This window comes from Streptomyces sp. NBC_00829 (assembly GCF_045161795.1).
Lineage (GTDB): Bacteria > Actinomycetota > Actinomycetes > Streptomycetales > Streptomycetaceae > Streptomyces.
In genome coordinates, this window is record NZ_CP108867.1 from 5684100 (window position 1) to 5710445 (window position 26346).

General features: G+C 68.1%; 9 protein-coding genes. 2 read left to right on the plus strand and 7 right to left on the minus strand.

Translation table 11 applies throughout. The annotated features are described in order from the left end of the window. Entirely contained in the window at positions 1-6207 is a 6207-nt protein-coding gene (locus tag OG293_RS25240; protein ID WP_406001059.1) for an RHS repeat-associated core domain-containing protein, read from the minus strand. Positions 6208-7227: 1020 nt separating this feature from the next. On the opposite strand from OG293_RS25240, the gene OG293_RS25245 reads away from it, so the two are divergent. After that, positions 7228-7461 (plus strand): type II toxin-antitoxin system VapB family antitoxin, encoded by a 234-nt coding sequence (locus OG293_RS25245; protein ID WP_030606313.1) that lies wholly within the window; start codon positions 7228-7230, stop codon positions 7459-7461. Then, positions 7458-7865 (plus strand): PIN domain nuclease, encoded by a 408-nt coding sequence (locus OG293_RS25250; RefSeq protein WP_406001060.1) that lies wholly within the window; start codon positions 7458-7460, stop codon positions 7863-7865. The genes OG293_RS25245 and OG293_RS25250 overlap by 4 nt, the downstream gene beginning before the upstream one ends. Positions 7866-7921: 56 nt before the next feature. Here the strand turns inward: OG293_RS25250 and OG293_RS25255 are convergent, their stop codons facing one another. Genes OG293_RS25255 through pglW form a run of 6 tightly spaced genes read right to left on the minus strand, consistent with a single transcriptional unit; the run spans position 7922 to position 26272 of the window. Next, a complete protein-coding gene (locus tag OG293_RS25255; protein ID WP_406001061.1) occupies positions 7922-10054 on the minus strand; it encodes a DEAD/DEAH box helicase in 2133 nt (710 codons plus the stop codon). Further along, on the minus strand, positions 10051-11379 hold the full coding sequence (gene brxD / locus OG293_RS25260) for a BREX system ATP-binding protein BrxD (protein WP_406001062.1): 1329 nt from the start codon (positions 11377-11379) through the stop codon (positions 10051-10053). Before brxD ends, OG293_RS25255 begins: the two co-directional genes overlap by 4 nt. Then, a complete protein-coding gene (gene pglZ, locus OG293_RS25265) occupies positions 11376-14144 on the minus strand; it encodes a BREX-2 system phosphatase PglZ (protein WP_406001063.1) in 2769 nt (922 codons plus the stop codon). The genes brxD and pglZ overlap by 4 nt, the downstream gene beginning before the upstream one ends. Then, positions 14144-18064 carry a PglY protein gene (locus tag OG293_RS25270; protein WP_406001064.1) on the minus strand — a complete coding sequence of 1307 codons (3921 nt, stop codon included), beginning with the start codon at positions 18062-18064 and terminating at the stop codon, positions 14144-14146. Before OG293_RS25270 ends, pglZ begins: the two co-directional genes overlap by 1 nt. Beyond that, entirely contained in the window at positions 18057-21821 is a 3765-nt protein-coding gene (gene pglX, locus OG293_RS25275) for a BREX-2 system adenine-specific DNA-methyltransferase PglX (protein ID WP_406001065.1), read from the minus strand. The genes OG293_RS25270 and pglX overlap by 8 nt, the downstream gene beginning before the upstream one ends. Further along, the gene (gene pglW, locus OG293_RS25280) at positions 21818-26272 is read right to left on the minus strand and encodes a BREX system serine/threonine kinase PglW (protein ID WP_406001066.1); all 4455 of its coding nucleotides are present in this window, start codon (positions 26270-26272) and stop codon (positions 21818-21820) included. Before pglW ends, pglX begins: the two co-directional genes overlap by 4 nt. Between the last annotated feature and the right edge of the window lie 74 nt (positions 26273-26346).

Below are 26346 nucleotides of genomic sequence, written 5' to 3' on the forward strand. Positions count from 1 at the left end.
TCAGGGGCTGCAGCCGCAGAAGCTGCCGTAGGTACCCCTCCACACCTCGCTGTGGAACAGGATTCCCCAGGAGTTGTGGTTGGCGCGCCTCATCCAGTTCGGCGCATTGTGCCGGTGCATGGTACGTGGGTCGTAGTTGCCGTCCCACCACTGCCTGACCCGGTTCTTGGTGCAGTCGTACGCCCGGCAGTGACGGGCATAGCAGCCACGGGGCGCCTGCTGGGTGGCGTCCCGCTTCGCGTCCTTCACCGCGCCGTCCTTCGTCTTCCCGGAGCCGGCGCCCCAGAGGTGGCCGGTGCAGTGCGACCCCTTGCCCTCGATGTTGCACTTGGCCTTGCACTTCCACGCACGACCGTCGAGGTCGTTCTGGTTGACCGGGTCACCGGGATAGCCGTAGCGGTTGGCTCCACCGCCGTGGACCGGGTCGACGGACAGGAACCGGCCGGCGGTGGAGTTGTAGAGCCGTACACCCATGAGGGTGTGCCCGGTGACGGTCTCGGCGGAGCGCTGCTTGGTGCCCAGCCAGCCGTATCGGGTGGCGGCCTGCCCTGCCCTGGGGGTGCCGTACTCGTCCGTGTCCAGCGCCACGGGGGCCTGGGCCGCGTCCAGGGGAAGCTGCAGGGCGATATCCCCGTGGATCGTGGACAGTTGGAGAACCGTGGAGCCGGTGGCACTGGTCGTCGCGGCGAGTCCTCCCGCGAGCGATGTCAGATTGCGGGTCACCGCGCCCGTCGAGGCGTCTTCGACGACCCAACGCGGGTTGTCGGAGTCGCAGTCGTAGTGATTGGTCTTCGTGCCGACGCTCGCCCAGGTGCCCGATGTCTTGGCCTCGACGGTCCACGAGCGCAGCCGCAGGGCCGCGTCCATCGCCCAGGTCTGGCGTCCGGTGCTCGTCGTCTCCTGACGGGCCATGTCGTTGGCGTAGTAGCCGACGGTCACACCGCCCGGCAACGCAGTGGTGCGGCCGAAGGCGTCGTACGTGTAGCCGGTGGCGTTGAGCCGGTCGGCCGAGTCGTAGGTCGTGGTCGTCGAGGTCCAGCCGCTGGTCGGGCAGTCCGCGCCCGCCGCCGCCGTTTCCGTCGTGACCGAGGTGCGGTTGGTGCGGGCGTCGAAGCCGTAGGCCCGGCGGGTGCAGACCGTGTCGGACGTGTCCTGGACGGTCACCAGACGCCCGGCGGCGTCATAGCGGTAGGTCTGGTCGGACCGGCCCGCGTGGCTGGTGGTCTGGTTGTGGACGGACGCGGTCGTGCTGTCGGAGTAGACGACCGCCGAGTCGCTGTCCCGGGTGTACGTACGGTCGATCGCCGTTCCGGTGGAGTCGTTGCGGACGTTCATGGTGTAGCCCCCCGGCAGCTTCTCCGTGAGGAGGCTGCCTTCGGGGTCGTACGTTGCGCTGAATACCCCGGCGACGGAGTCGGTGAGCTTGGTCGCGAGGCCGCGGGGTTCCACGGTGTGGTCGTAGGTGAAGGTGAGAACGGACGGGACGGTGTCGCTGACCCTGGCGGGGCGGTCGAGGAGTTCGTACTCCGTCGTGGTTTTGCCGCCGTCCGCGTCGGTGTAGGAGATCAGGCGGCCGAGGGTGTCGTACGCCTTGGTGACCGTCCCGGCTGTCGGGGAACTGACGGTGAGAACCCGGCCCGTCACGCTGTCGTAGCCGGTGGTGGCGGTCGGGACGCTCTCACCCACTCCGCCGGTCACCGCGACCGTGGTGGCGCGGCCCGCGCTGTCGTACGTCGTGACGGTGGTGCGGGTGACGCCATTGGCGCTGTTGCTGATCGATGTGGTGTTGCCCCAGGAGTCGTACTCATAGGTGCTGGTGGCGAGCTGGCTGGGGTTACTGCCGCCGCCGGTGATGGCCCCGCCGGGACCGGTGGAGCACAGCAGGTCGGCCCACTCGGGACGTCCCTCGCAGGCGGCGGTGCCAGTGGCGGACCAGTACTTCGTCACGCGGGTGGCCGCGTCGGTCCCGGTGGCTCCGGGTGCCAGTTCTTTGATCACCTGGCCCTTCGCGTCGTACTCGAAGGTGGTGGTGATGGCCAGGCCACCCGGGTCCTGGATCTTCTTGACCGGCAGGCCCCGGGTCCAGTCGTAGACGGTCTGGGTGGCCCTGGTCTCGCCCTGGACTCCGGGGTGCTCACGGACCTGCGCTCCGACGGTCACCTTGGTGATCTGGTCCTTGACGCCGGCGGTGCCGTCGGTGGGACGGCCCGAGTCGTACTCGTTGACCGTCCAGCCGCGAGCGGTCACGGACATGCCCGAGGGAACCAGTGTGGTGGTGCCGGACTTCAGGTCCGCGGTGAGGTCGACCCTGCGCAGCGGGGACAGTTCCTCCAGTTCCCGGGTGCCGTCGGCGTTGTACACGGAATTGGTCGACAGGAGTCTGGCGCGCTCGGCGGAGGTGAGCTGAGCGATGCCGAGGTCGGCCTGAGCGGCTCTGTCCGCGGCCGTGATCCCCAGGGCGACAGCACGGTTGACCGGCGTGAGATCCCGGACGGTGTTGCCGAACCTGTCGGACTCCGAGGCCGAGATATGGCCGCCGGGTGTCGCGGAGTTCACCGTGCGCCCCGAGACACCGAGGTAGCTGATGTTCGCGCGAGCGTAGGAGGCGGCGGTGAGCCCGGCGCCGGTATGGGACGACGGCACGGCATCCGCGGGGAAGATGGCGGTGGCATCGGTCGGGGCGTCGGTCTGACCCCAAACCTTCACGTCCGCCGCGCCCATTTTGTACGGAGCGCTAGTCCCGGTCAGCGGGACGTCGTAGACGAGGGTCGTGGCCGCGGTGCCGTCAAGGGTGCTGGTCGTGCCCTGCTTCAGCGCCGGGCGCGACGCCTTGAGCAGCATGCCTTCCCCCGCGGTCGATCCGGTGCCCACCTTGCCGTACGTAAAGGTCCACGGCTGGTCCGTCGTGGACTGGTACGTGATGACGCGGCCCGTGCTGTCGTAGGCGTACTGCGTCTGCGTGGACTGGGCCAGGCGCGGGTTCCACTCCTGGCGCAGGCGTCCGGCGTCGTCGTACTGGTAGGTGGCCACCGCGCGGGCGGTCGCCGAGGTGGCGGACTTCCCGGAGGCGTACAGCTGAACCTCCTTGACCTGACCCTGGTAGTCGCCGAAGGCGGTGGCGGTCGCCGTGGTGGCGGGGGCGTAGACGAACTCCAGCACTCGGCAGCCCTTGGCAGTGGGCGTGGCGAGGCAGATGGCGTTGGTGTTCGCCGAGGTCGGGGCCACGATCCGCTTGGGGCGGGCAAGGGTCTTGCCGCCCGTCAGCACGGTCTCGGTCGACACGGTCGTCGTGGAGACGTCCAGCCCTTCGAGGCGTGTCGAGACCACCTGCCAGGTGACGACAGCCGGATCAGGCTTGGCGAACTCGGTCACCACGGCTTCGGAGTCCGACAGCGTGAAGGAGCCGCTGATGCTGCCTGTCAGGTTCAGGTCCTGTGAGCCCGGCTCCGGAATCCACCCGGTTCTGCCGGAATTCGCGGTGAAGTGGACCTCGGTGTCGTCGGCCTTGACCACGGCGACGGCGGTGTCGGAGATCCTGCGGATGTGTGCGTAGTCGGATTCGGTCAGTTCGGCTGTCGTGCCGGAGACCCACTGGGGGCCGAAGATCGCGGCCTGGCCCTGCTGTTCCGCCCCGGCCCGCGGGGTACGGGAGGACGCCGTCCGGGTCACCGAAAGCCCGTAGTACGAGACGTCCGAGGCGGACAGCGTGTAGTCGCCGGTGAGGAGATTCACCGAGCCGGGCCCGATCTCCTCGGCCGCGGCCTCGTCGGCGTCGCGGTCGACGACAACGGTGAGCGGGTTGCTGCTGCCGGTCACGGAGGTCGAGCCGGTGAAGTCGGCCTTGATCTGCACCGTGCCGTCAGGGTCGACTGTGGTGGCGGCAGTCCAGACCAGCGGGGCGTTCCTGCCGTTCGACAGCGGGACGGGCCAGGCCGTGAGTGGCACGCCGCCGGCGGTGACGTCCGCCACCGGGATCGCGATCCAGGCATCCGCCTCGGAGCGTCGCCACGAGAACGACACGGCGTTGTACTTGGCCGCGTCCGCCTCGGCGACGAGCGGCAGGCGCCGTGCAGTGCGCTCGCTGTCGGAGGGCTGGAGAAACCCGCCGGGACCGGCGTTGAAGGTGTACTCGATGGCCTCGGACTTGTTGTCAGCCTGGTCCACGCTGCGGACGTACAGGGTATGAGTACCGTCACGCGGCGGGGTGACGGAGATGGCCTTGGCCGCCGTCGAGCCGCCGGTGGAGACCTTGGTCCAGGTCACTTCGTCCAGTGACCACTCCAGCCACTGGTGGTCGGCGGCGGGCGGGGTGACCGTGAAGACGCCGGCCTGGCCCGCTCCCTTGACCCACGAGCCCGACGGGTAGTCCGTCGAGACGACCCGTGCCGGGGCGGACGGAGCCGAGGCGTCGACGGTGAAGGTCTTCCGTGCCGACCAGCCGAGGTTGTAGTGGAGACCGTCGTACGGTGAGGTGCGGAAGGTGTACGTCTTGCCGTTGGCCAGCACACCGGCCGGGACCTTCACGGAGGCGGTCTGCCCCGAAGGGACGTACGGCGACACCAGGACCTCGCCGACCTGGGTGTCGCTGGTGCCGTCGAAGATCTGGAAGGTGCCGTTCACCTTGTCGCCGTTGGAATCGACGAAGGTGTCGCGCAGCGTCGGGGTCGCGGTGTTGACGGTGTACGCGCCGGTGTAGGAGAAGTACGGCGGCCCGGCCTCCTGCTTGGTGCCGGTGCGGGGCCGGTAGTTGTAGGTGACGACCAGCTTGGGCGGATTGGCCGTGGCGTTGGCGGAGTTGACCCGCTTCCACTGCTGGATGACCGATTCGCTGGTGGCACGCAGGCCCATGTGTCCGCGCGTGGTTTTGGCCGAGGCCCATTCCTGGGCCAGCGTGGTCACGTCGGCGTTGATCCACCCGTCAGGGGCGGCGGTGCAGCCGACGTTGCCGCGCGTCTCGGTCGAGGTGGCACTCTTCGCCGTCATGACGGGCCGGTTCGTCCAGCGGCTGGCGGTGGTCGCGGCGGGAGACGACCAGACCTCCCACGGATATGCCTTGCAGTCCGGGTTGCCGGAATGGAAGTTCCACAGCGACAGTTTGGCGTTGGAGACCAGCGCGTCGGAAATGGGCGCGGTATTCCAGGAGATGAAGGACTGCGCAGTACGCGGGGTGCCGTCGGCGTTGGTGGTTCCGGGGTTGCCGATATCGAGTTCGGTGTCGGCGGACCAGTCGACCGTCTCGCCCTGCTGGACGTAGGTGTCGAATACGTTGCCCAGCGAGGAGGTCGAGGGGTCGACCGTGACCGGGTACTTCGTGGCCGGGTCGGCCAGGAACTTCGCGTCCGGGGTGATGACCAGATCGACCGTGGAGCCCTTGGTCACGGCCTTCATGACGACCGGCACCCGCCGGGTGTGCTCGCCGGAGACCTCGTCGACGGTGGCGTCCCACATCACCGGAGCCGGCATCACGGCCCGCTTCGTATTCTTGGCGTCGGTGAAGAGGACGCTGCCGTCCTTCTGCTGCTTGGCCCGGAGGCCCTTGGCGCGCAGCGGCAGCGTGTAGGTGTAGCCGGCGGCGGGGCGCTGCTTGATCTCGACGTACTGCTCGAAGCCGGTACGTGTCGCCTGAACCACCACGTCGGCGCCGGGCACGGCGTTGACGTACTCCGCCCGGGTGCCCTGCAGCTTCGGGGCGGGTAACCCGCCCTTCCACTGGAGCGTGATCTGCTGATCACCCTCGCCCAGTGTGACCAGATCCGTGCCCGTGGCTGCCTGGGCCGCCTTCAGCGAGGCCGCCGGAGTGCCGGTCCGGCCGGCGAGCCGCAGGCCGCGCGGGTGTGCCTTCGGCTCGACCCATCCGTCCGGGCCGGCCGCAAGGGCCAGATCGACGTTCCGCCAGTCCTGGGTGTTCTTGTCCTGGAAGCGGACCGGTCCCGCGGTCAGCTCGGTGGTGAGCGAACCGTCCTTGTTCACCCATGTCGTTGACGTCTCCGAGCGCTCCGAGAGCGCCTCCACGCGCTTGCCCGACAGCTCGGCCGCGACCCGCGCGGACGGGATATCGGCGGCCTCGGTCGCCACCGCCTCATTCGGGGCGACCAGGGGCTGCACGCCGCGGTCGGCGGCCACCGCTGTCTCGCCGACGGTGAGCAGGGTGACGGAACAGCCAGGGAGAGACTCCCCGACATCAGGACGAGGGCGCTTCGCGACCACGGATATCTCCGTCTACCCGATATGGGCACTTTGGGCGACATTGTTCCTCAGCCTCTTCATAGGACTTGTGATGACACGGTGAAGCTATCGAGGAGTGAAAGATCGCAAAGAGGTGAGACTCTGAAAAATCGACCATGCGCGGCATCTGTGGCCCGAGTGACAAAAGTCATTGCTGGTACGGGACTTGAGTAGTTTGTTCGCCGACATGCCCGGTATGCGAGGGCCGTCCGGTCCGACGAGTGCGGCCCGGTGTGGACCCTCCCCCTACGCCTGAGTACCGCAACGGCGCTCAAGGCGATGCGGCTTCGGCTTTGGGTTGTGGCCTCGTTGTTTGTAGTGGCTGGTCCGGGCTTGGTGTTCGCGTCGGCGGCGCCATCGGGACCAGTGCAGGATGTGGTCGGTGGTGTGGTGGACGGGCAGGGTGAGACGTCGGCCGACAGATCTCGGGGAGGGGCGGCGGGGTCAGGTCTGGCGTTCGTGTCGGGCGGCCCCCTTTTCCCGCTGCTGGGCCCGCGTGACCGTGAGGTAGGCGTGGGCGGCCATGGCGCGGTCTCACCGGAGCTCCCGACGGCAACGAGGTGCGGTTTGCCGCCATCGCGATCGAAGGCTGAAGGACGTCGTGGCACGAACCGTGCGCCCTGCCCGTGCCCCGGCCCAGCCGCGCTCGGCGGAGGAGCCCGCCGAGAGGATCTTCGTCGACGACGTAGCGGCCGACTGCGCACCGTATTGTTGACGACGGCGGACTTCATCAACCCAAGGTCTCCGTCCTGCGCGGCCTGACGGGCCTGCGACGCCTTGGAGGCATCCAGTCCGATTCCCTCAGGCGGGGCGGGAATAGGGGCCGTCGCAGGGTGGGGCTTTCCCCGGCACGACTGCGTCGGTTGATACCCGGCAGCGGCGTGTACAGGGAACTGCCCTGACCTCACCCCACCACCTCCGGCGGGCGGCCCTAAGCGGTGGCCCGCCCCAATGTTGGTGATGTACCTTGGAGGCATACATCATGGATGCTGGAGGTGCTCGATGTCCGTCACACAGATTGATCTCGATGACGAGGCACTCGCCGAGGCCATGCGGCTGATGGGTGTCACGACAAAGAAGGAGACGGTCAACGCGGCCCTGCGGGACTACGTGGCCCGGATCAAGCGGCTCGATGCCGCCGAGAAGCTGGCCGCGCGCGGTGCGCGTGGCGAGTTCGAGCAGGCCGCGGCTGCGCATGACGCAGGCAAGCGTGCCCGACGCGAGGCCTTCGAGTGATCACATACCTGCTTGACGCCTCCGCCCTGTGGCACCTGTTCCGCAGCCCCGGGGCATTGCCGCCCTGGGAGGGGCACATCGCCGCCGGGGTGTTCCACCTTTGCGAGCCGACACGCGCCGAATTTCTCTACTCGGCAACCAGCCCGTCCCACCGGGACGAGCTCGCGGAGGAGTTGGACGCACTCTGCCACCTCTCTCCCGTTCCGAAGAATGCCTGGCGTTGGGTCGACACCGCCCAGTACAAACTGACCCAGCGGGGTCAGCATCGCGCGGCAGGAGCGATCGACCTGTTGGTGTGTGCGACCGCGGTCCACCACGGGCACACCGTCCTCCATGTGGACAACGACTTCGCGACGGTGGCCGGAGTGCTCAAGGAAGTTCAGCAGCGAGACGTTCGGGCCTGATCTCGGGACCGGTCCACGTTGTCGGCCTGATGGCCTCTCGTTGATTGATGCCCAAGTCACTGTCCTAGGACTGTGAACCTGGTCGGTCCCCTGAGCGCAGCCGTCGCACCGTCCAGATCCGCGAGACGTGCGGCCAGGGTGGCCTCCGCGAGCCGGGTTGGCAGTGCGGCGCTGAACTTGAGGCCGTTCAGCGCACGCGCGTCCACTGTGGGAAGGCACAGTTGATCGGCGGCCTCTGAGGTGACCTTCCTCCATTCCGCGGGTGTCACGTCCTCGCGAAGTCGGATGCAGGTGTCTGTCGGCCTCTGGAGTGGATCGGCGATCGTGGTGAGTGTGGCGGCCAGGGTGGCGTTGGCCCGGTAGCCGGCCCAGGTCCACCAGCGCACGTTGGTGTCGCGCCCACCCCTTACGACCACTGTCCCGTCAGCGTGTACCAGTTCCGAACTGCCCTCGCGTGCCTGGGTGAGCGCGGTCTTGGCGCGTCCGGTGAGGGTGACCGGCGGGTCGGTGCCGAGGAGTACTTCCCGTGCCGCCTGAGTCAGTTCGTACGAGGCGGCCCGGCCGGAACCTGCTCCTCCCCAGCGTGCCTTGCCGCCGCTGTCGACCGGTTCGACGAAGCATCGCCGCCTGGACCAGTCGATGTACGTCACCTGCCAGCTCTGTCCGGCGAGGAGCAGGCGCCGAGGACCCGCCACCTCTTCGGTCAGCAGCGCGGGATTGGTCGTGCCGATCTCGGTACGGCCCGAGAGCACCGTGAATTCCGGAGCCGCGGTGAACACCGCAGTCAGGTCCATGAAGTGCCGGTAGCCGAAGCGGCGTTCCGCCTCGGGGCCGATGAACAGCATCCCTCCGTCCCGGTCCAGGAACCCCTCCTCGATCAAGTGGCGCACGATGGGCTCGGCTGAAGTTCCGAAGGATCGAAGTCCTCCCCACCATTCCTGCCACAGTCGGTCGCCGACCCGGTGCTCCTGGAGGCAGAGGGCCAGTACTTGTTGGGCGACGATGTGCCGGGGCTCCGGTGGTGCCACCACTGGCTCAACCCAGCCGCGCGACCAAAGAAGCAGCAGGGCTGCCGCACCGATCAGTCCGTCCTCGTGGACGGTGAGGAACAGGCAGTTACGGGTGGAACCTGGCCGCCGGCCGGTACGCCCAAGACGCTGGAGAAAGGAAGCCACGGTGGCGGGCGCATCGATCTGGATGACGCGGTCCAAGTCACCGACGTCGATGCCGAGTTCCAGGGTGCTCGTCGAGACGATCACGCAGTCGCGTGCTTCGGCGAAGGCCTCCTCCGCTCGCCGCCGTTCATCCACTGACAGGGATGCGTGGGACAGGAAGGTAGTCACGCCCTTGGCCCGCAGGCCTTCTCCGAGCTTCTCGACCTGTCGGCGCGATTCGCAGAACACCAGCCGTTTCTCGCCGCGGTGCAGGGCGGCGATCACAGTGGCCGCGTTCTCCAGGGAGCCCACATAGTCGACCTGGATGTCGCCGGGTGGTGGCAGCGGGGGGGCTTTCTCGCGCAGGTGTGGGGCGACGACCCGAGCCGGGCGGTGCCCGCTCCCTGAGCCCTGCAGCCAGGTGAGCAGCTGATCCGGGTTGCCCACCGTCGCGGAAAGCCCGATGCGTTGTACCGGTCGTTCAACGACCCGCTGCAGTCGCTCGAGTACGGCCAGCAGGTGCCATCCTCGGTCATCCCCTGCAAAGGCGTGTACCTCGTCGACGACGATGGCCTGCAGTCCGGAGAAGAATGCCCTGTGATCGACATTGGTGCTCACCAGCATCGCCTCCAGCGATTCCGGTGTGGTCAGCAGTACGTCCGGCCTGTCCCGCAGGATCTTCTTGCGGCGCGCTTGTGGCACGTCTCCGTGCCAAAGGGCGGAGGTTCGCCCCAGCCAGGAGGTGTACGTCTCCAGGCGCGGCAGAAGGTTGTTCAACAGCGCCTTCAGCGGACAGACATACAGCACCGAGGTGCCGGTCCAGCTCTCCTGTGCCATTTTCGAAAGGAGTGGGAAGGACGCGGCCTCGGTCTTCCCGCCGGCGGTCGGGGCCAGAAGAACAGCATCCGAGCCGTCAAGCAGCGGCTCGACCGCCTCCTCCTGCAGAGGACGGAGCCCGGGCCATCCCAGGGTGTTGACGATGTGATGGACCAGTCCCGGATGCAACCGGTCGAGTGGCTCGGGGGCACCTGTCATGGCAGCTTCAGTTCGATCTCGTCGGCGCTGTCTGCTGCCGCATTGCGCTCGACCTCGCTCAGCTCGGTGGCGTTCACTGTCAGCGCGTAGTGCTGGCGCGGGTCGAAGTCGTCGAATTCGTCGACCCGGTCCATGACGTCCGCGACGAGCTTGCGAAGGAACAGCCGCGGGGCGATCCCGGCCCGTCCGCCGAGTTTGCCTGTCATGGCGGTGGCCAGCTCGGCGACGTACGCGTCGTCGACCTGTGCGGCGATACGCTCGGGGTTCTTGGCTGCGCCCGCGTACAAGTTCCTTACGGAACGACCAAGCTCGCCGAGGCGTACGAGGTCGAAGCCGGTCAGACGCAGTTGGACCGCCCGCGGTGAATCGAAGCGTGGATCGGTCGAGAAGTCGGTCGCCAGCCGCTGCGCGAGCGGCGGGAGCCGCTGTACGCCCTGCTGTCCGTCATAGAAAGCGGGGGTGCCGGTGATTACCAGGAAGAGTCCGGGAAAGCGGCCCGCGTCCATCTCGTCGAGAAGCTGACGCAATGCGTTCAGCCCCTTCTCCCGTACATCTCCTCTGACCCGTTGCAAGGTCTCGATCTCGTCCAGGACCACTAGGAGCCCGGGATGCCCACAGTCCTTCAGTACGGTGAGCAAACCCTGGAGGAAGCCGAGCGCCGCGAAGTGGTCCAGGTCTCCGCGTACCCCAGCGGTCCGTCGTGCGGAGGCGGCCACCGACTTCTGGCCGCCGAGCCAGGCGATCACAGCCTCGGCGGTCGCCGAGTCCCCGGCAAGGGTGGCCTGGCGGTAGCCGCGCAGAGCCGCTGAGAACGCCGGCGTGGTCTGGGCGACCGCGCGCAGTCGTTCCTCCATCAGATCCTCGACCGCCGCCTCCATTGCCTCCTTGTCCTCCGCGAGTTCGGGATGCGCCTCGTCCACCTCTTCCTCAAGGGTGTAGAACCATCCGTCGACCACCGAGCGCAGCGCGCTGGCCGGCTCGGTCGCGGTGGTCAGTCGTTCTGTGAGCCGACGGTAGACGGTCTCCAGCTTGTGCAGCGGGGTCTCCGTCTCAGAGATCTGGATCTCGGCAGTGGCGAGCCCGGACCGCTTGGCCCGTTCGGCGAGCCAGCGCGCGAAGAAGGTCTTGCCGGACCCGTACTCTCCGCGGATCGCGTGGAAGGACGCGCCGCCCGATGCGATCGTGGAGATTCGCTCGTCCAGCGCGGGTGTGAAACGGTCCAGACCGACCGCGAACAGGTCGAGTCCCGACTGTGGCACGGTCCCACGCCGCAGCGCGTCGATGACCTCGCGGCGCCGGGCCGCGCTGACGGATGCGGCGCTCACACGCTCTCCTCGGACAGCTCGAACTGCTCGCGCAGCGTCTCACGGTTGAGCCGGACCCTGGTCCGGGAGTCGATCAGGCTGATGACCTCGTAGCCCTCGATGTTCAGCAACCGGGTCAGCACGGTCACAAGGCCCTCGGGTCGGGTGTTCGTACGGCCACCCGAGCCGATGGCGGCCGCGGCGACCGCCGCGAGCGAGAGTGTGCCGCCCGCGTGGTCGAGCGCGTCGATGACAGCGGCCACCACCTTGTGCTCCGGCGGTTTGCGGACGAACTTGCGCTGATGCTTGTAGACCGTGGTGTCGAGGATCCGCTGGCCGAGCGTGAGCACGGCCGGTTCCGTCGGTGAGGCGGCGGGCACCTCGACCGCGTCGTCGGCGAAGAGCTCACCTTCCTGCGGTCGTGGCTTCGGCTTGACCTTTGCTGCCCTCTTTGCCGGTTTGACGGGGATGGCCAAGGACGCGGATGTGGCCTCCGCCTCCCACCATGACGGTTGTACGGACTCGCGTGGCAACTCGCCCCACTCTGCGGGCGCCAGCTCTGCCGACGGTGCCAGGACCAGCACCGGTACCGTCATCTCGGCGAGCGCAGCACCGCCGTGGTACCCGGCCTTGCGCGGGGTATAGCGGATCTCCTCCGACCAGGGCACGGTGACCCGGCCGCCGTTCTCCAGTACCCGGGGCCCGGAAAGCGCGACCTCGCCTTCACCGGCCTCTGTCCCCGTACGCCAGCGGGCCGACCCCACACCCTCGGCGGCCAGCGACCCGGCCTCGACTTCTGTCCGGTCCATCACATGCCCGTGGTCGGACACCAGTACCGCCGGACGCCCTTGCCCACGAGCGGAGTTGAGGAGCTCGGCGAGGTACTGCACCCGGCTCACCGACCAGTCGGTGAGTGCTCTCCGCTGCCCGTGATCGAGACTCTCGCCGATCGTGTTCAGTACGACACCGACTACGTCGTCCGAGGCGATCGCCGCGACCAGCCGCGGATCGAGCAGCTGCCCGGCCGGTCCGGGGATCTCGCTCTTGTGGAAGAGGACCGCCGTGTGCCGGTGCTGTTTCCAGAAGGCGGCGAACCCCTCCTTCTCCACGCTCTGACCGCCCGGCACCGGCCGTCCGCACAGCAAGGTCGCCCGGCTGATCACCGTCACCGAAGGGATCATCGCGACTGCGGCGGCCCGCCGCCCGTCGCTGGACAGTTCGCTCCACCGCCCCGCGCCGGTCAGCTCCTCGCCGAGCTGGGCCGCTACCGCGCTGCTCATCCCGTCCAGGATGATCACCAGCGGCGGCCGTACCTTCGCCAACGGCAGTGCGACCGTCAGCAGGACGTCCTCGATGGGCAGCGCCCCACCAGGCTGTGCGGCGGTGGCGTACTGGACCCACGGACCGAGCTGAGCCGCGAAAGCCTCGTCGAGCAGCGCCCGCCGCCGTTGCGCCGCGTCGTGCACCCTGCGGTACGCCCGTGCCAGAGCGGGCTCGGCCTCTCCGTCCCCCACCCACAGCTGCGCCAGCGCCCGGTCCACCCACCCCCAGTCGGCGACATGCGCAGACACAGCCTGGCCGACCGAGGAAACGGCCGGTTCCGGTGCGTCCAGCCAGCGAAGCAGCCGTACCGCCATGCGCGCGAGTTCGACCTGCTTTGGGTAGAGGACGGTGGCGAGTTGATGCTCCGCCACATGGTCCCAGGCGGCTTGAGCGGCCTGCGTCCCTCTTGAAAGGGCGTCGGCCAGCCCGTGCAGCCGCGCCTGGAAGCCGGATGGAAGGAAGGGGTTGCCGGCCAGCGCGGCGGTCAGATGGGCGTTGTCCGCCAGCCGGTCGGCCTGGTGCAGCACGTCGACAACCCGCTGCCGGGCCTCCTCGCTCTGTGGCCCCCGCCCCGAGGCCTCTCCGATCCAGCGGGTCAGGGTGCCTTCCACCGCCCGCGCGTAGGCGCGCAGTTCGGAGGGCCGGGATCCCAAGCCGAACACCGAGCCCAGTGCCACAGCCGCGTCGGCCGACGCCGTGTCCCCTGTCATAACGGACGCCAGCACACCCAGCGCGGTGGCTTCGGCCCCCCGTCCCTGGAGCGCAAGCCGCAGCAGCACAGGCGCAGCCTCTCCCGCACTCTGCGTCAGCCATTCGGTGATGCCCCGACGTTCGGCCTCTGACAGCACGGCGAGGCGCTCGGGACCGCCCGGCGCACGGGACCAAGCCAGCAGCGCGTCGACGTCCACCGACGCCCCGCCATCGAAGAGGCCCTCAAGCCCGAGCCGCACTCCAACCAACGCGCGCATTGCCGCGTCCAGGGTGAGCACGGCGCCGTGCTGCGGCCAGCCGCCCTGTGTCGCATCGGGCTCGGCGTCGATCAGCGCGGCCGGCAGCCACAGCCACGGATCTCGCCGCATCCGCGGGTCGAGGTCGGCGGCGCCGAAGAGCTGCTTGACGATATCGGCCTCGTCGACGGCGATGATCTGCGAGCGCACCATCTCGCCCAAGAGATCAAGACTGATCCGTTCTCCCGGCACATCCGTGGTGACCACCAGCAAGTCCGCGCCCTCGGTGGCCAGATGGGCCTGCCAGGCGTCGGTCAGTCCGAGCACGGAGGTGGTATGGGTGACCCAGACCTTGCGCCGTGTCCCGTCGCCGACCGGCACGCTGAACTCTTCGGGGCCACCCGCCGCGTACTTCCCGTGTACCAGCAGCAGTCGCCGCCCTTTGGTGCGGGCCAGCCGGGTGGTGAGCAGTCCAGTGATGACCCGCTGGTCGAGTTCGGGCGCGAGGGCTCCCATCAGAGATCACCGCCCGGCAGGCTCGCGCCGTCACCCTGACCGGCCTGCAGCACCTGCCAGTTGATCTCGATCTCGACGTCCGGATGTGCGGCGGCGTAGTCGCGAATCTCCTCCTGTACGTCGGCGAGAGCCCGGCTGAGTGCGTTTTCCAGCACGCTCCCGCCCTCCGCCGCCTTCACCCGCCGCGAGCGACGAGAGGCTGCCGCGGCAGTGGTGGGCGGGGAGGGCAGTGGTGGCTGGTCGTCCGTGGTCGGGCTGACACCGCTGTGACCGGTTCGGGCACCGGTACCGGGGGTGTTCACCTCGGACGCGACGGATGGCGGGGGAGGGGGCGACACCGGCGCGACAGTGCTCAGCCGCGCCGCCTCGTTGATCAGAGCCACCGCCTGACCGCGCGCCGCGTTGAGGACCGGCTTCAGGCTGGTGTCGGGCTCGTTCCTCGACGCGGCATCCGCGATCTCTGCGAGCAGCCGTTCGGACCGGTCGGCGAGGCCGTCCCCGCGGCCGGTGTACTTCCGTACGCTGTCGATCAGATCCCAGTCGGTGCCCTCCAGCGCATCCAGCACCTCCTGGGCGGAGGAGATCACCTTGCCCAGTTCGAAGTAGGTGCTCACATACGTTGCCGCCGCCAGGTCCCGGGCGAGCGGTGTCGCCTCCGGAGTCTGCTTGATCCGCGCGAGGAGGTCGGCCGCGTCTCGCACCGACTGCTCGCGTGCGGTCGGCGCCTCGCCGGTGATGCCGAGGGCAGAGCGGTAGCGGACCAGAGCCCGTCGCAGCCCGTTGACGGCATCCTCGCGCGCCTCCGCCTTGGTGCGGACGTCCGCTGCGAGCGCATTGACGTTACGGGTGAACAGCACCGTCGGCACGCTCGTGCCGAACAGCGCCGCGGCCCGCTCGTGCGCCCTGGTGTACTCCTCCTCGCTCGGCCGCTCCTGCGCCCGCAGCGCCCAGCCCGGGCCGATCTGGTCCAGCGCAGGCGCCTTGTCCGCCTTGCCGTTGTAGACCCAGGAACGGTCCGCGAGCAGGGCGTAAGTGGCGATCACCAGGTTGGAGACCAGCCTGTCCAGCCCTGTCCACCCCAGCTCGGCGATCCAGGTGCGGATGTCCTCGACCCCGAAGTCGCCCTTCGCGCCGTGCTTACCCGCCTGCTGGTCGATGTGCCGGCGCCAGTCCGTGAACACGTTCAGCGGCCCGTCGTGCACCTCGCCCAGCTCCAGCGGATGCACGATCCGCGCCACATCGCCCAGGTCTCGGCTGTCGACGACGACCCGGCGTGAACTGTCGTCCATGGCTTTGACGATCCAGCCGTACGCCATCTTGAACTTCGCGGCGGTGACCGGCTTGCGGCTCTCCTGACGGTCGAAGTTCGGGTGCTTGGGATACATCGCGTCCAGCAGCCCGTCGGCGAGCTTCAGCAGGTTGTACTCGAAGGACCCGCCGCCCTGGAGTTGCGGGCTGTGCCCGGCGTACAGCGCATGGACGTGCCTGCCCTCGGTGACCTGGGCGCCCAGGTCACTTTCGTTGGCCCTGGCAATCCCGTACGCCTGATGCAGCACCTGCCCCAGCTGCGCGACGAGCGTTTCGCGCTGAGCCTCCAGCTGATGCCGCACCCGTACCTGGTCGTCGGAGCCGAGGTGAGTCGCGAAGTCCTTCAAACGGTCGCGATCGAGCAGATAGTCGATCTTGAGTAGGCGGCCCAGCTGGGTACCCCGTTGGCCGGAGACAAAGGACGGCAGCCAGACGATCGTCGCCGCGTCCGGCCTCTCCCGCTGCAGGCGGTAGACCCGGTTCTCGCCCGCGCTCGGTGCGACCTTGTCGTCCTCGTCGAAGGGGTAGTCGATGACCAAACGGATCCGGTCAGGGGTGGACGGCTCGAACTGCGCGTCGGGCAGGATCTGCGGATCCCGTACGTTCTCGAAGACGAACTCCGCGGTCCGGCGCGTGCCGTGCCAGACAATCTCACGGTCGGCGACGAGCGTGCCGTTGTCGGCGATCTTCAACTCCCGCCACAGCCACTCCTGTACCCACCGCTTGCGTGCCCCGAGGGTGTCCTTCTCGCCGACACTGTCCAGGATCGGCTCCACATCCAGATCGGACAGATGCAGCGTGAACACCGGGTCCAGCTCATGGCCGTCGCTGCGCAGCTCGCCCGGGAACTCCGCCTGAAGCTCCTGCATCCGCCTGACAACGATCCGGTCCTCCTGACCGGTGCGCGAGCGGATCGACCCGTGGTTCAGCGCGTTCAACCGCGGCCCGGTCAGCCGGGCCAGAGCCGGCACCTCGGGTGCGAGATAAGCGAGGAGCATCGTCTTGACGAAGCGTTCGTCAGCCTTGTACTTGGAGTCCTCGGCAGACCCGTACTTCTGTAACAGGTGGTCCTTCACCTTGCCGTGGAAGCGCGTCGCAGCCTCGGCCTCGCTTCGCAGCCGGTCGGTGAACGCCTCGCCCATCCCCTCGGCCAGTACGTCCCACAGGTCACCCAGCGGGATCAGCTCGCCGACCTTCATATCCTCGCGCCGCTGGTAGAGCATCTGCTGGAGCAGTTTGAGACCGGTGCGCTCCCGCTGGAGCGCACCGGAGAGGGCCACCAGGACGTTGAGGAGGACGGGCGAGACGGGATAGAGCGCCTTGAAGTCCTTCCAGTCGGCGTGGGTGACGCCATTGGCGTCGAGAAGTACGTCACGTACCGACTGGTTCGAGGTCTCGATCCGGGCGAAGGCCGCTTCGAGGGCGGCCTTCGCGCCGTCGTCCTTGGGCTTGAGGACGCGCTCCTTGATGATCTCGGGGAGGTTGCGGTCCTCCAGGCTGATCGGGTCGATGCGCCCTGCCAGGTACTTGACCTGCTGCTCCAGGTTCTTGGCCTCGGCGCCGACCGCGTCCGAACCGATCAGCTCGGACAGGTCGCGCTGGCGGGAGATGAAGGAGACGACCGGCAGCGCCCGGCCGCCCGTGCCCGACTCGATCAGCTTGACCAGCTTGTTGACCTCGTCATTGACGAAGGTCCGCTCGCGCAGGTGAGCCTGGAGCCAGAGGATCAGCTCGTCGAGAAAGAGGATGAGACCGTCGTAGCCGAGGGACTTGGCGTGCCGGCTGATGATGTCCAGGCCGTTCTCCAGCGGCAGGAAAGCGTTCTTCGCACCGAGAGCACCACGGGAGTACGAGGAGTACGGACCGGACAGCAGCGCGGACGCCAGCCACTCCCGGACCTTCGTATCGGGGGAGATGGCGAGGGCCCGGTCGAGGAAGGGCGGGGTCCAGATCTCCGGGGCCTCCTTGACGTCGAGGTCGACCAGATCGTCCTCGTCGTCGGCTGCCGCGGTCTGCTGGTCGGGTGCCTTCCCCTCCTTCGGCAGCACGGGGTTGCCGAGCCAGCGGATGAACTGCTCGTCGTCGGCGAAGAACTCCCGCTGGCGGCGGGCGTCGTCGAACATCGCATCAGCCCGGTAGACCGGCGGCACCGGCGCGTCAGGGTGGAGCTGCCGGACCGTGCGGACGTAGCCGCCGAGGATCGCCGAGTCGAGATCAGTCGCGCCGACCAAGTGGAACGGCACCATCAGGAACTTCCGGTCCCGCAGCCAGGCGTCATGGTCCGCGATGACCGGCTGGAGCGTCGGTTTGGCGCGAGCGGCCGGGTCGTTCGAGAGGATCGCGTGCAGCACGGTCATGAAGTGGCTCTTGCCGGAGCCGAAGGAGCCGTGCAGATAGGCGGCGTCGGACGACCCCGCCCGGACGGACGCCTCGACGATCTTCAGCGCACGGCGCAGCGCCTGTTCCAGTTGAGGGGTGACCACGTACTCGCTGACGCGCTTGGCGGTCTCGTCGAAGCCGCCGGACAGCTCGATCTTGAACGACCCGGCACGGACCACCTCGGACAGGTCCAGTACGTCGCGGAGGTAGAGCTCGCCGCCGCTGCTACTCATCGTCTTCCACCGTCTCCATCGTGACCGTTGTCGTCTTCGTCTTTGCCGTGGCTGTCGCCTTGCGTGCCGGGGTCTTCTTCACCGGACGCCAGTCGCTGAGTGTGGCCGGGGTGAGCTGTGCGCTCGCCAACTCCCCGTCCAGGAAGCTCTGGAACTCCTCGGCAGCCGATTCCTCGCCCCACTCCTCGTCGACCTCGCCGAACCATTGCCGCAGCCACGGCATGAGCTCCGCGATTCCGGAGAGGAGCGGTACGAGCCGCTCGGTCCGCCAGTCCTGCCGCTTGCGACGCTCGCTCACGATGTTCAGCAGGGCGGTCGCCTGGTCGCGCTGGTCCCAGCCCGCCCAGCCGAGGAGGAGGGTCGGGTCGGAGTCCGGGTTCGCGTCGGGGTAGGACACGAAACGCTCCTTGGGCACGTCGAGCTTTCCGCGGTTCGACCAGTAGGACTGCTTGGTGAAGTCCGCGGAGGTGTACTTCGGCGGTACGGGTATGTCGAGCCGCTCCCCGGTACGGTCCTCCTCGCGCTGCTGCTCCCAGACGCCCTCCCATTGGGCGCGCTTGCGCAGGCCGGTGTCCTTGTAGCGGTACGCGGCTAGGTAGGGGACATGCTCGGCGTCGACCACGTCTGCCAGGACCTGGGTGAGGGAGAGGTTCGGCTTGCCGAGGTGGGTCGTGTAGAGGTGGGCGGTGTTGAGGATCGCTTTCGCATCGGGCAGCTTCTCCAACTCGTCGGCGAGCTGGCCGACGGTGAGGGTGCGGGGCTGCACGAAGTCGTTGAGGACGTGGAACCAGAGGGACTTGTCCTCGCAGCGATCGAGTAACCAGGTGCGGAGCGCGGCCTTTTCGCGTTTCTCCCAGGGGTCGGTGGCCCAGCGCCGCTTGCACTCGGGGCGTTCGATGAGCGCGAGGTCACGGCGGGCGGAGATGGTGTCCATACGTGCCTGCACGATGGCCTGGTACCAGTCCGGCCAGTGGGTTGGGATCTCGGTGACGGGGGTGGAGTTGTGCCGGTCGAACCAGGCGGTCTCCACTTCGCCTGCGGCCTGCTTGCGCGCGAGCACGATCTCGAACGCGCGCTCCCCGAGCTTGACGTAGGGGATGGTGGTGGGTGCGGGGGAAGGGGCGGTGAGGCGAGCCTTCTCGGCGCCGGTGAGGAGGCCGTAGGAGTGGTAGACCTCCCAGTCGAGCTCCTCCTGAAGCGCGATCATCCGCTGGCGGGTGCGGGTCCAGGCGTCGTGGGCGGCGTCGAGACGGGCGCGGGTGGGCGGCTCGTCGGCGGCGCAGATGGCGGAGGGCTCGTGGGTGGCGCGCTCTTGGGCGAGGGTGTCGAGGGAGCGGCTGAGGGGGAGGGGGAACTGGGAGGGGAGGGGTAAATCTTGGAGCTTGGTGCCGGTGAACTCGAACCGATGCTCCCAGAGCTCGTCAGAGATGCCCCCACCGATGCCGCCGTTGCCCTTGGACTGGCTAACCTGTTTGAGCCAGAAGCATGCCGTCGACGAGTTGAGCACGCCGAGCAAGGCCAAGTGCTCGTCCTCACTTGCGTCCTTCGGTAGCTTGATCACTGGCGCGGTACGGGTGGCGGCTTCGCCGAGTCGGCCCATCACGAAATGCGTGTGGGTGGAAACGAAGGCGAACGATATGGCCCACTTGTGAGCCTCGGCGTCTCTGGGAAGCTGATGCCAAGCCCACCAAGGGCGTCCATTGCTCAAGTATGTGCCGCCGCCAAATGTGGTCCTGCGCCAGAGCTCAGAACGGAGCGGCCAATAGTGGCGGACGAAGAACTCCCCTAGTTCGTCCTCAGGAAGTAGGCGTTTCTTTTCGCTGTAGGGGAGGGCAAGAATGTCGTGAGCGGAGAAGGCCCAATCGCGCGTCTGGTCCCCTTTGTGGCTTACTTTGGCGTGGAGGTCTTTGGCGCGCTGCCTTAATGGACCAGTAGTCGGCAGTGTGAAGGCATCGTCAGCGTGAGTGTCACCAAAGAATCCGATACGCATGACGCGTCCTCGGAGCAGCTTTCGGCTGTGTTCGAGAGTGGTGGCCAATTCGGCCGCGCCGCCACCGGATAGCGCCCACGGAAAATCGGCCAAACGTGCGCGATCGGCATCTAGGGCGGCAGCCCACTCGGACTCGCTTCCCGGGTTCCCCACTTGGCTGATAATGGCCTGCCAAACGACCCCTTGCGCGGCATCTTGCGGCTGTGAAGGCTCCCCTCGAATTCCAAGCACCGCCCGAATCGGATCCCCTTGGAAGGCGACACGGTTACGACCGGCCAGAATGACCGTAGGGGTCCCATGCCCCGGGATGTACGCTCCAGAGGTGTCGATGACCTGCGTAAGATCGATCTTCTGATGGAACCAATCGATCAGCTTCCTGCCGAACTCCCGCTTCATGAAGGAGTTGGCCGTAATCTGCCCGGTGAATCCTGCCGCGCGCTCCGACCCGATCGCGCGCACCGCCAGTTCAAAGATGCGCTGTGCGAACGGAACCGACAATGCGTATGTCCCCGCGCAAGTGTCGTAAGCTTCCCGATAGTTTTGGTTTTCCCTCTTGTCCTTGACCGTGATGTACGGCGGGTTTCCGACCACCACGTGGTAAGAACCCCGGCCCAGGAGATCGCATCGCTTAACGAAGGTGTCGATGTCCTCGGACCGATACAGGAATGGATCACTGTCGGCTTGCTCGTCTTCTGGAAGCGTATCGTTTTCCCGCCCTGCGTCCCGACCGTGAAGCAGTGAATCCCCGACCGCGATATTGATTGGGAATTCTCCCAGCGCATCCAGCCGCCGCCTCTCCGGCGCTTCCTCCGCCGCCTTCAGCACCGCCACCAGCAGTCGGAACCGGGCCACCGCCACCGCGAACGGATTCCTGTCGCAGCCGTGCACCGAAGCCAGCGCACGCTGGATCAGCGTCCAGTCGTCCGCTGCCTTGTCCACGGTCCGCCACTTCGCCAGCAGCCGCTCGAATAACCCCAGCAGAAAGTGCCCCGACCCGCATGCCGGGTCGATAGTCCGTAACCCCGCCGGGAGTTCGCGTACACCGCCGTGCCCGTCGCGGATTTCGACAATCGGCTCCAGCCCGAACTCCGCCACCGCCGGTTCCAGTGTCAGATCGAGGATGAACTCCTCCACGAACACCGGGGTCTGGAGCAGTGCGTACGTCTTACGGGCGTGTTCGCTCAGGTCCTGGTACAGGTCACCCAGGAAGCGCGTGTCCAGGGTCGGGTCCACGAAGGAGTGCATGATCTCGCCGTCGGCGCCCACCCGCCGCCAGAACTTCAACAGCCCCGTCGCTGCCTCGTACGAGGGCTCGATCTCCCACAGGGGGTTGTGCGCGCGGTCGAAGAGGCCCGCGACCGTCGGGTTGGTCCCGGCCAGGTGGTCGAATGCCGCGATGATCCAGTCGCGGTCGTTCCTCTCCGGGTGTGCCTCGAAGAACGCCGCGTCGTGGTCCTCCGCGTCCTTGAGGCGTTCGCCGATGCCCGCTAACCATGGCCGGGCGATGAGGCCGTTGTCCTCGCAGAAGCGTACGAAGACGCAGCCGAGCACCCACGCCGCCGCGACCTGCGTGACCCGCTCGTCCCGCCACGCCTCGTACGTGGCTGCTGTACGCCCAGCCTCGTAGGCTCTCCCGTACTCGGCACTCAGTCGCTCCCGGTACACCTCCACCGAGTCGCTGCGTGCCCGTAAGTCGTCCTCCAGGACCGAGACCTGCTTGCGGAGGTCCTTCAGCAGACCGTCCTTGCCGCTGCCGCGCGCGCTCACTGTGCTGATCCCTCTCGAAGTGCAGCCAAGTTCTTGAGGAAGTCCTCGGTCAGCACCACGCGTTCCGCGTCGCCGCCGGTCACCTCCACTGTGCGTCCGTCCAGCTCCGGTGCGCCGTGTGCGTTGTGCGAGGGGGTGAGCAGCCACAGCCCGTGCGGTCGGCCGCCCGGTTTGCGGGCCTCCCGCTGGAGCCCCACCAGCAGCTCGTGCCCGCCCGCTTCGGCGTAATGGGCGAGCAGCCCAGCGGCGTGAACGAACAGCACCGTCCTCGGCTCCCGCCCGGCCGCCTCCTTCAGCCGCTCCGCGACCCGGGGCCATACCCGGACCACGAACGACCGTAGCCCGCCCGGCAGTTCACCGCTCCTCGTGTACCTGGTGTCCGCGCCCAGCACTTTGGACCAGTCCGTGCCGTGCTCAGTGGCCAGCGCCCGGAATTCCTTGAGGAAGACCCGCGCCAGATTCACCGACACCACCGGGAACGCACTCGCGACCGCCTCCGTCACCGATGCGCTCTCGCTCCGCATCCGCTTGACCGGCACGTTCAGCGCGAGAAAGCCGCCTTCCCGTACCGCAGAGTTGAGCTTCGAGGTGAGCAGAGCCACCGGATTCCGCCCGGCCCCCGCCCTCGCCGCCTGCGCGCGGGAGGCCGCCGTCACAGTTCCCGTGGAGGACGAGTACAGCCAGCTGCTGCCGCCGCCCACCGGCGCGACGGGCACCGGCGGCTTGAAACGCTGCTCGGCCGTCTCGTACGTCAGCGGGAAGCCGGCTTTCTGCAGCGCATCCTCGACCTCGACATACGTGGGCTTGCCGAGCGCCATCTCGGGGAAGCGCGAACGCAGCCGGGCCAGCAGCCCATCCAGGCTGATGCCGACCTCGCGGCGCACACCCGCCGCGGCCTGCGAGATCTGCAGAGCCCGCCACAGCTCCAGCGTCTTGGGGTACACCTCAAGACGAGGTGAAGCGGCCGCCCCCGCCGAGGCCGCGGCAGCGAGTGTGACCAGCCGGGCGTCGGGCAGCGGGTCCATGCCCTCGGGTGTGCCCACGACCCGCAGGTCGCGCAGCGCCGCACTCCGGTCGGGAAGGGGATCGGTGCCGGCGATCTTCTCGGCCGCGTCGCCCAACGCTATGGCGTACGCGGCGAGTTCGTCCGAGGTCGGGTCGTCGGAGCCGTCCAGCGACTCCAGGGCCACGATCAGCCGCCCCCGGCGCCGGAATTGTGCGAGTCGGGGTTCGCGCTCCTCGTCGCGGCCGGTGAGCAGTGTCTCGGCGGTGACCGTCGCCCGTACGACGGCGAGCGCGGCGGCCTCCGTACCCTCGCTTGTCTCGCTCTCCGAGCCATGACTGGCGGCGAGTACTCGTGCCAGTTCGCGGGCGGTCATCACGCGGCCGGCGTCCCGAACCGCGTCGACCAGTTCACCGCACAGGATGTCCATCCAGCCTGCCTCGGCCCAGTCGCCGATGGCCGAGCCGAGGTGCTTGGATACCGTGTACTCAGAGGCATTGACCGCCTCCGCGACCTGTCGGTTGGTCGGCCAGGTACCGATTTCCGAGTTGCCGTCGAGCCCGAGCCAGGCCGCGACCACTTGCGGCCGCTTGTTGTCCTTGCGGCCCGTCGGCTCCGGGTTGAGGAGGGCCGCGAGCCGCTCCACGTTCTGCCGGGCCTCGTGCTGCGCGCTGAGCCTGTCGTCCGTGACCGGCCCGACAGCCTCAACCGGCTTTACCGGCACGGCAGTCGTGGCCTTGGACTTCTTCGGGCGGAGCGCCGCTGTCCACTGCCGATGGCGCCGGTTGAGCTCCTTCTTCACGACCGCGCCGATCCCGCGCTTGTTGCGGAAGCGGGGCAGCGGTACGTCGAGCAGCTCGCCGACCGTCACCGCACCGAGTTCCTCGGCCACCGCCGCCGCCCGCTCGGTCAGCCCCGCGTCCCTGAGCGTGGTGGAGGGCTTCGCCTTGTCCGCGTACACATCCCGGATGTCGTCCTCGGACAACCCCTCGGGCAGCCCGCCGACCCCCAGGAGCGACACGGTGTCCGTGGTCGGAGGCGGCTGGGTGCGGTCGGCGGCGGTGAAGATCGCCCGCCAGGCGTCCCGCATCTGCCGCAGTGTTTCGAAGCGGCGGTTGACGTCCCGGTGCAGAGCCCGCTCGAAGAACGTCTCAAGCCCCGCACGCAGTACGGCTACGAAGGTGTCGGAGGCGAGGAGCGGCGTTTCGTCCTTCATGGCGGTCAGCGGGTCGTCGGTTCCATTGCCCCAGATGGGCCGCTCGGCGGCGGCCATCTCGTGCAGGACGACGGCGGCTGCGTACCGCTCCGCGTAGTCGTCGTACACGGGCCGCCGTGCGTCACCCAGGAACGGGTCGAGGTAGCCGCGGGTGCCCGCCTTGATGTCCCGGTCGGAGACGGCAGCCAGAGAGAAGTCGAACAGCATGAGCTGCTGCTCGCCGTCCTCTCTGACCTTTATGCCTAGATTGTCTGGTTTGAGGTCGCGGTGGCGTATGCCTCTGGCCGCCAAGTCGTCCAGCGCCGTGAAGAGATCCTCGCCGCAGGACGCCAACTCCTCGTAGCCCAGGGGCCCGTGGCTGCTCAGCCGCCGTCCCAGCGTCTCGGGGCCCGCGTACTCCAGGGCCAGTACGGTCCGGCCGGCGAGGGTGCGCGGGCCCTCGTACAGTTTGACGATGCGGCCGCTGCTGACCTGTTGCAGGGCTGATGCCTCGGAGGTCAGACGCTCGTTCTTCTCCGCGTCCAGAGCGACCTTGAGGACCCGTTCCTCCTCCACCCTCCGCCCACGTTCGTCCTCGCTGACGCGGGTCACGTACAGGGCGCGCGCGGTGGCGCCCGTACCGAGCACTCGCTCCACCGTCCAGTCGCCGTCGACGGCCTGTCCGGGGGTGGCGTCGAGAGGGTCGGCCTCCACGGCGATGGCCTGGGCGGCACGGGCCTGCTCGGCTTCGTCGAGCCGGGCGAGGAAGGCGTCGGCGGAGTCGATGCGCTCGTCGACCGAGGCCCGGGTGGCGGTGTACACCAGCTCGTCGAGGCCGGAGTCGACGGCGTCGCTGACGGCGTACATGTGCAGTCCGCCGTCGGCTTGGAGTCGCTCCTTGAGCGCGGTACGGGTTTCGGCGGGCGGCATCCCCGTCAGGATGTGGTGGGCGACCGCTCCGAGGCCGAAGACGTCCAGGTCCACCGGGTCGGGGAAGTCGGCATCGGTCTCGGGCGCGAGGTAGCACTGGGCTGCGTCCTCGATGTGTTCCCCGGTGAAGGAGGACTCGCCGAGCGAGCGCAGCGACGTGGTGTCGAAGTCGCGTGCGGACGCCTGCCAGTCGATGATCCGCAGCACCGGGTTGCTGCCGTTCTCCCGCGCGCTGACGTACACCGAGCGGGCAGCCAGCGCGCGGTGGTAGAGCGAGCGGCGGTGGGCGTAGCGAACGGCCTCGGCGAGTTGGCGGACCATGTCGCGGCGTATCGCGTCGGTCAGCTTCGCGCCGTACACAGCAAGGTAGTTGTCCAGGCGCAGATCGCTCTCACGGTGGCGGAACAGGATCGCCGGACCGCCCTGGTGCTGGCGGAGGGTGACGGCCTGGGCGATGCCGCGGTGGGTGATGCCCTGGAGTACCTGGTACTCGCGCTCCGCGGCCCGGGTGGCGGAGCGGCGCTTCTCCTCGCTCGCTAACTGCTCGACGAGGTAGACCCGGACCCTGCCCTCCTCGTGGATCATCTCCTTGCGCTCCGCGAGCCGGTCCTCCCAGGTGGGGCCCGCGTCCAAGGGGCGGGAGGAAAGCTTCCAGCCATCGCCGAAGTCGAGGTGGGCGGTGGAGGCCCGCACCCCGATCTTCTTCATCAACGCGGGCAGTTGCCGGGCGAAGTTCTCGGTGATCCGCCAGTTCTCGCGCTCCGGCGGGAGGCTCAGGAAGTCGTCCCAGATGCCGGGCAGACCGGTCGTGGAGCCGTCACGCCCGTACACATGAGTGCGCTGCACCGTGTCCAACTCACTGTCGAGCAGGGGGTCGGAGAGGAAGACGGCCGGGTTGATGCGCGGTATCCGTTCTCCCGGACAGATCTCGCGGGCGGCTTCCTGGAGGCGGGACTTGAGTTCTTTGGACTTCAGGTCGGTGAGGTGCAGCGGATTGCGGATCGTGCGGATTCGGCCGTCGGGTGCGTGGAAGCTCCAGGTGTCGCCGCTGTTGACCGCCCGGCCCGGGTGCCCCTTCAGCTCGACCAGGTACAGGCCGCGGGGTACCGCGATGAAGAGATCACACTCATTGATACGGCCGCTCATGGCGGTGAAGGAGAAGGTCGCCCAGGCGTAGTGCGGGGCGGTGACCGGCATCCGCTGCTTGATGTGATCGAGGGCCGCCTGCTCCCAGGGGAACGGTGACGGCCGCGTCTGATACCAGCGTTTCACCTGAGGTGGACCGGGCTTGGGGGTCGTCTGGTCGGCTGCTGCCGCCACCACCGTTCACCGCACCTTTCATCTGTCCGATCCACCCGCCTACCGACGTGATCCGTGGGGAGCGTGACGGGATGTAG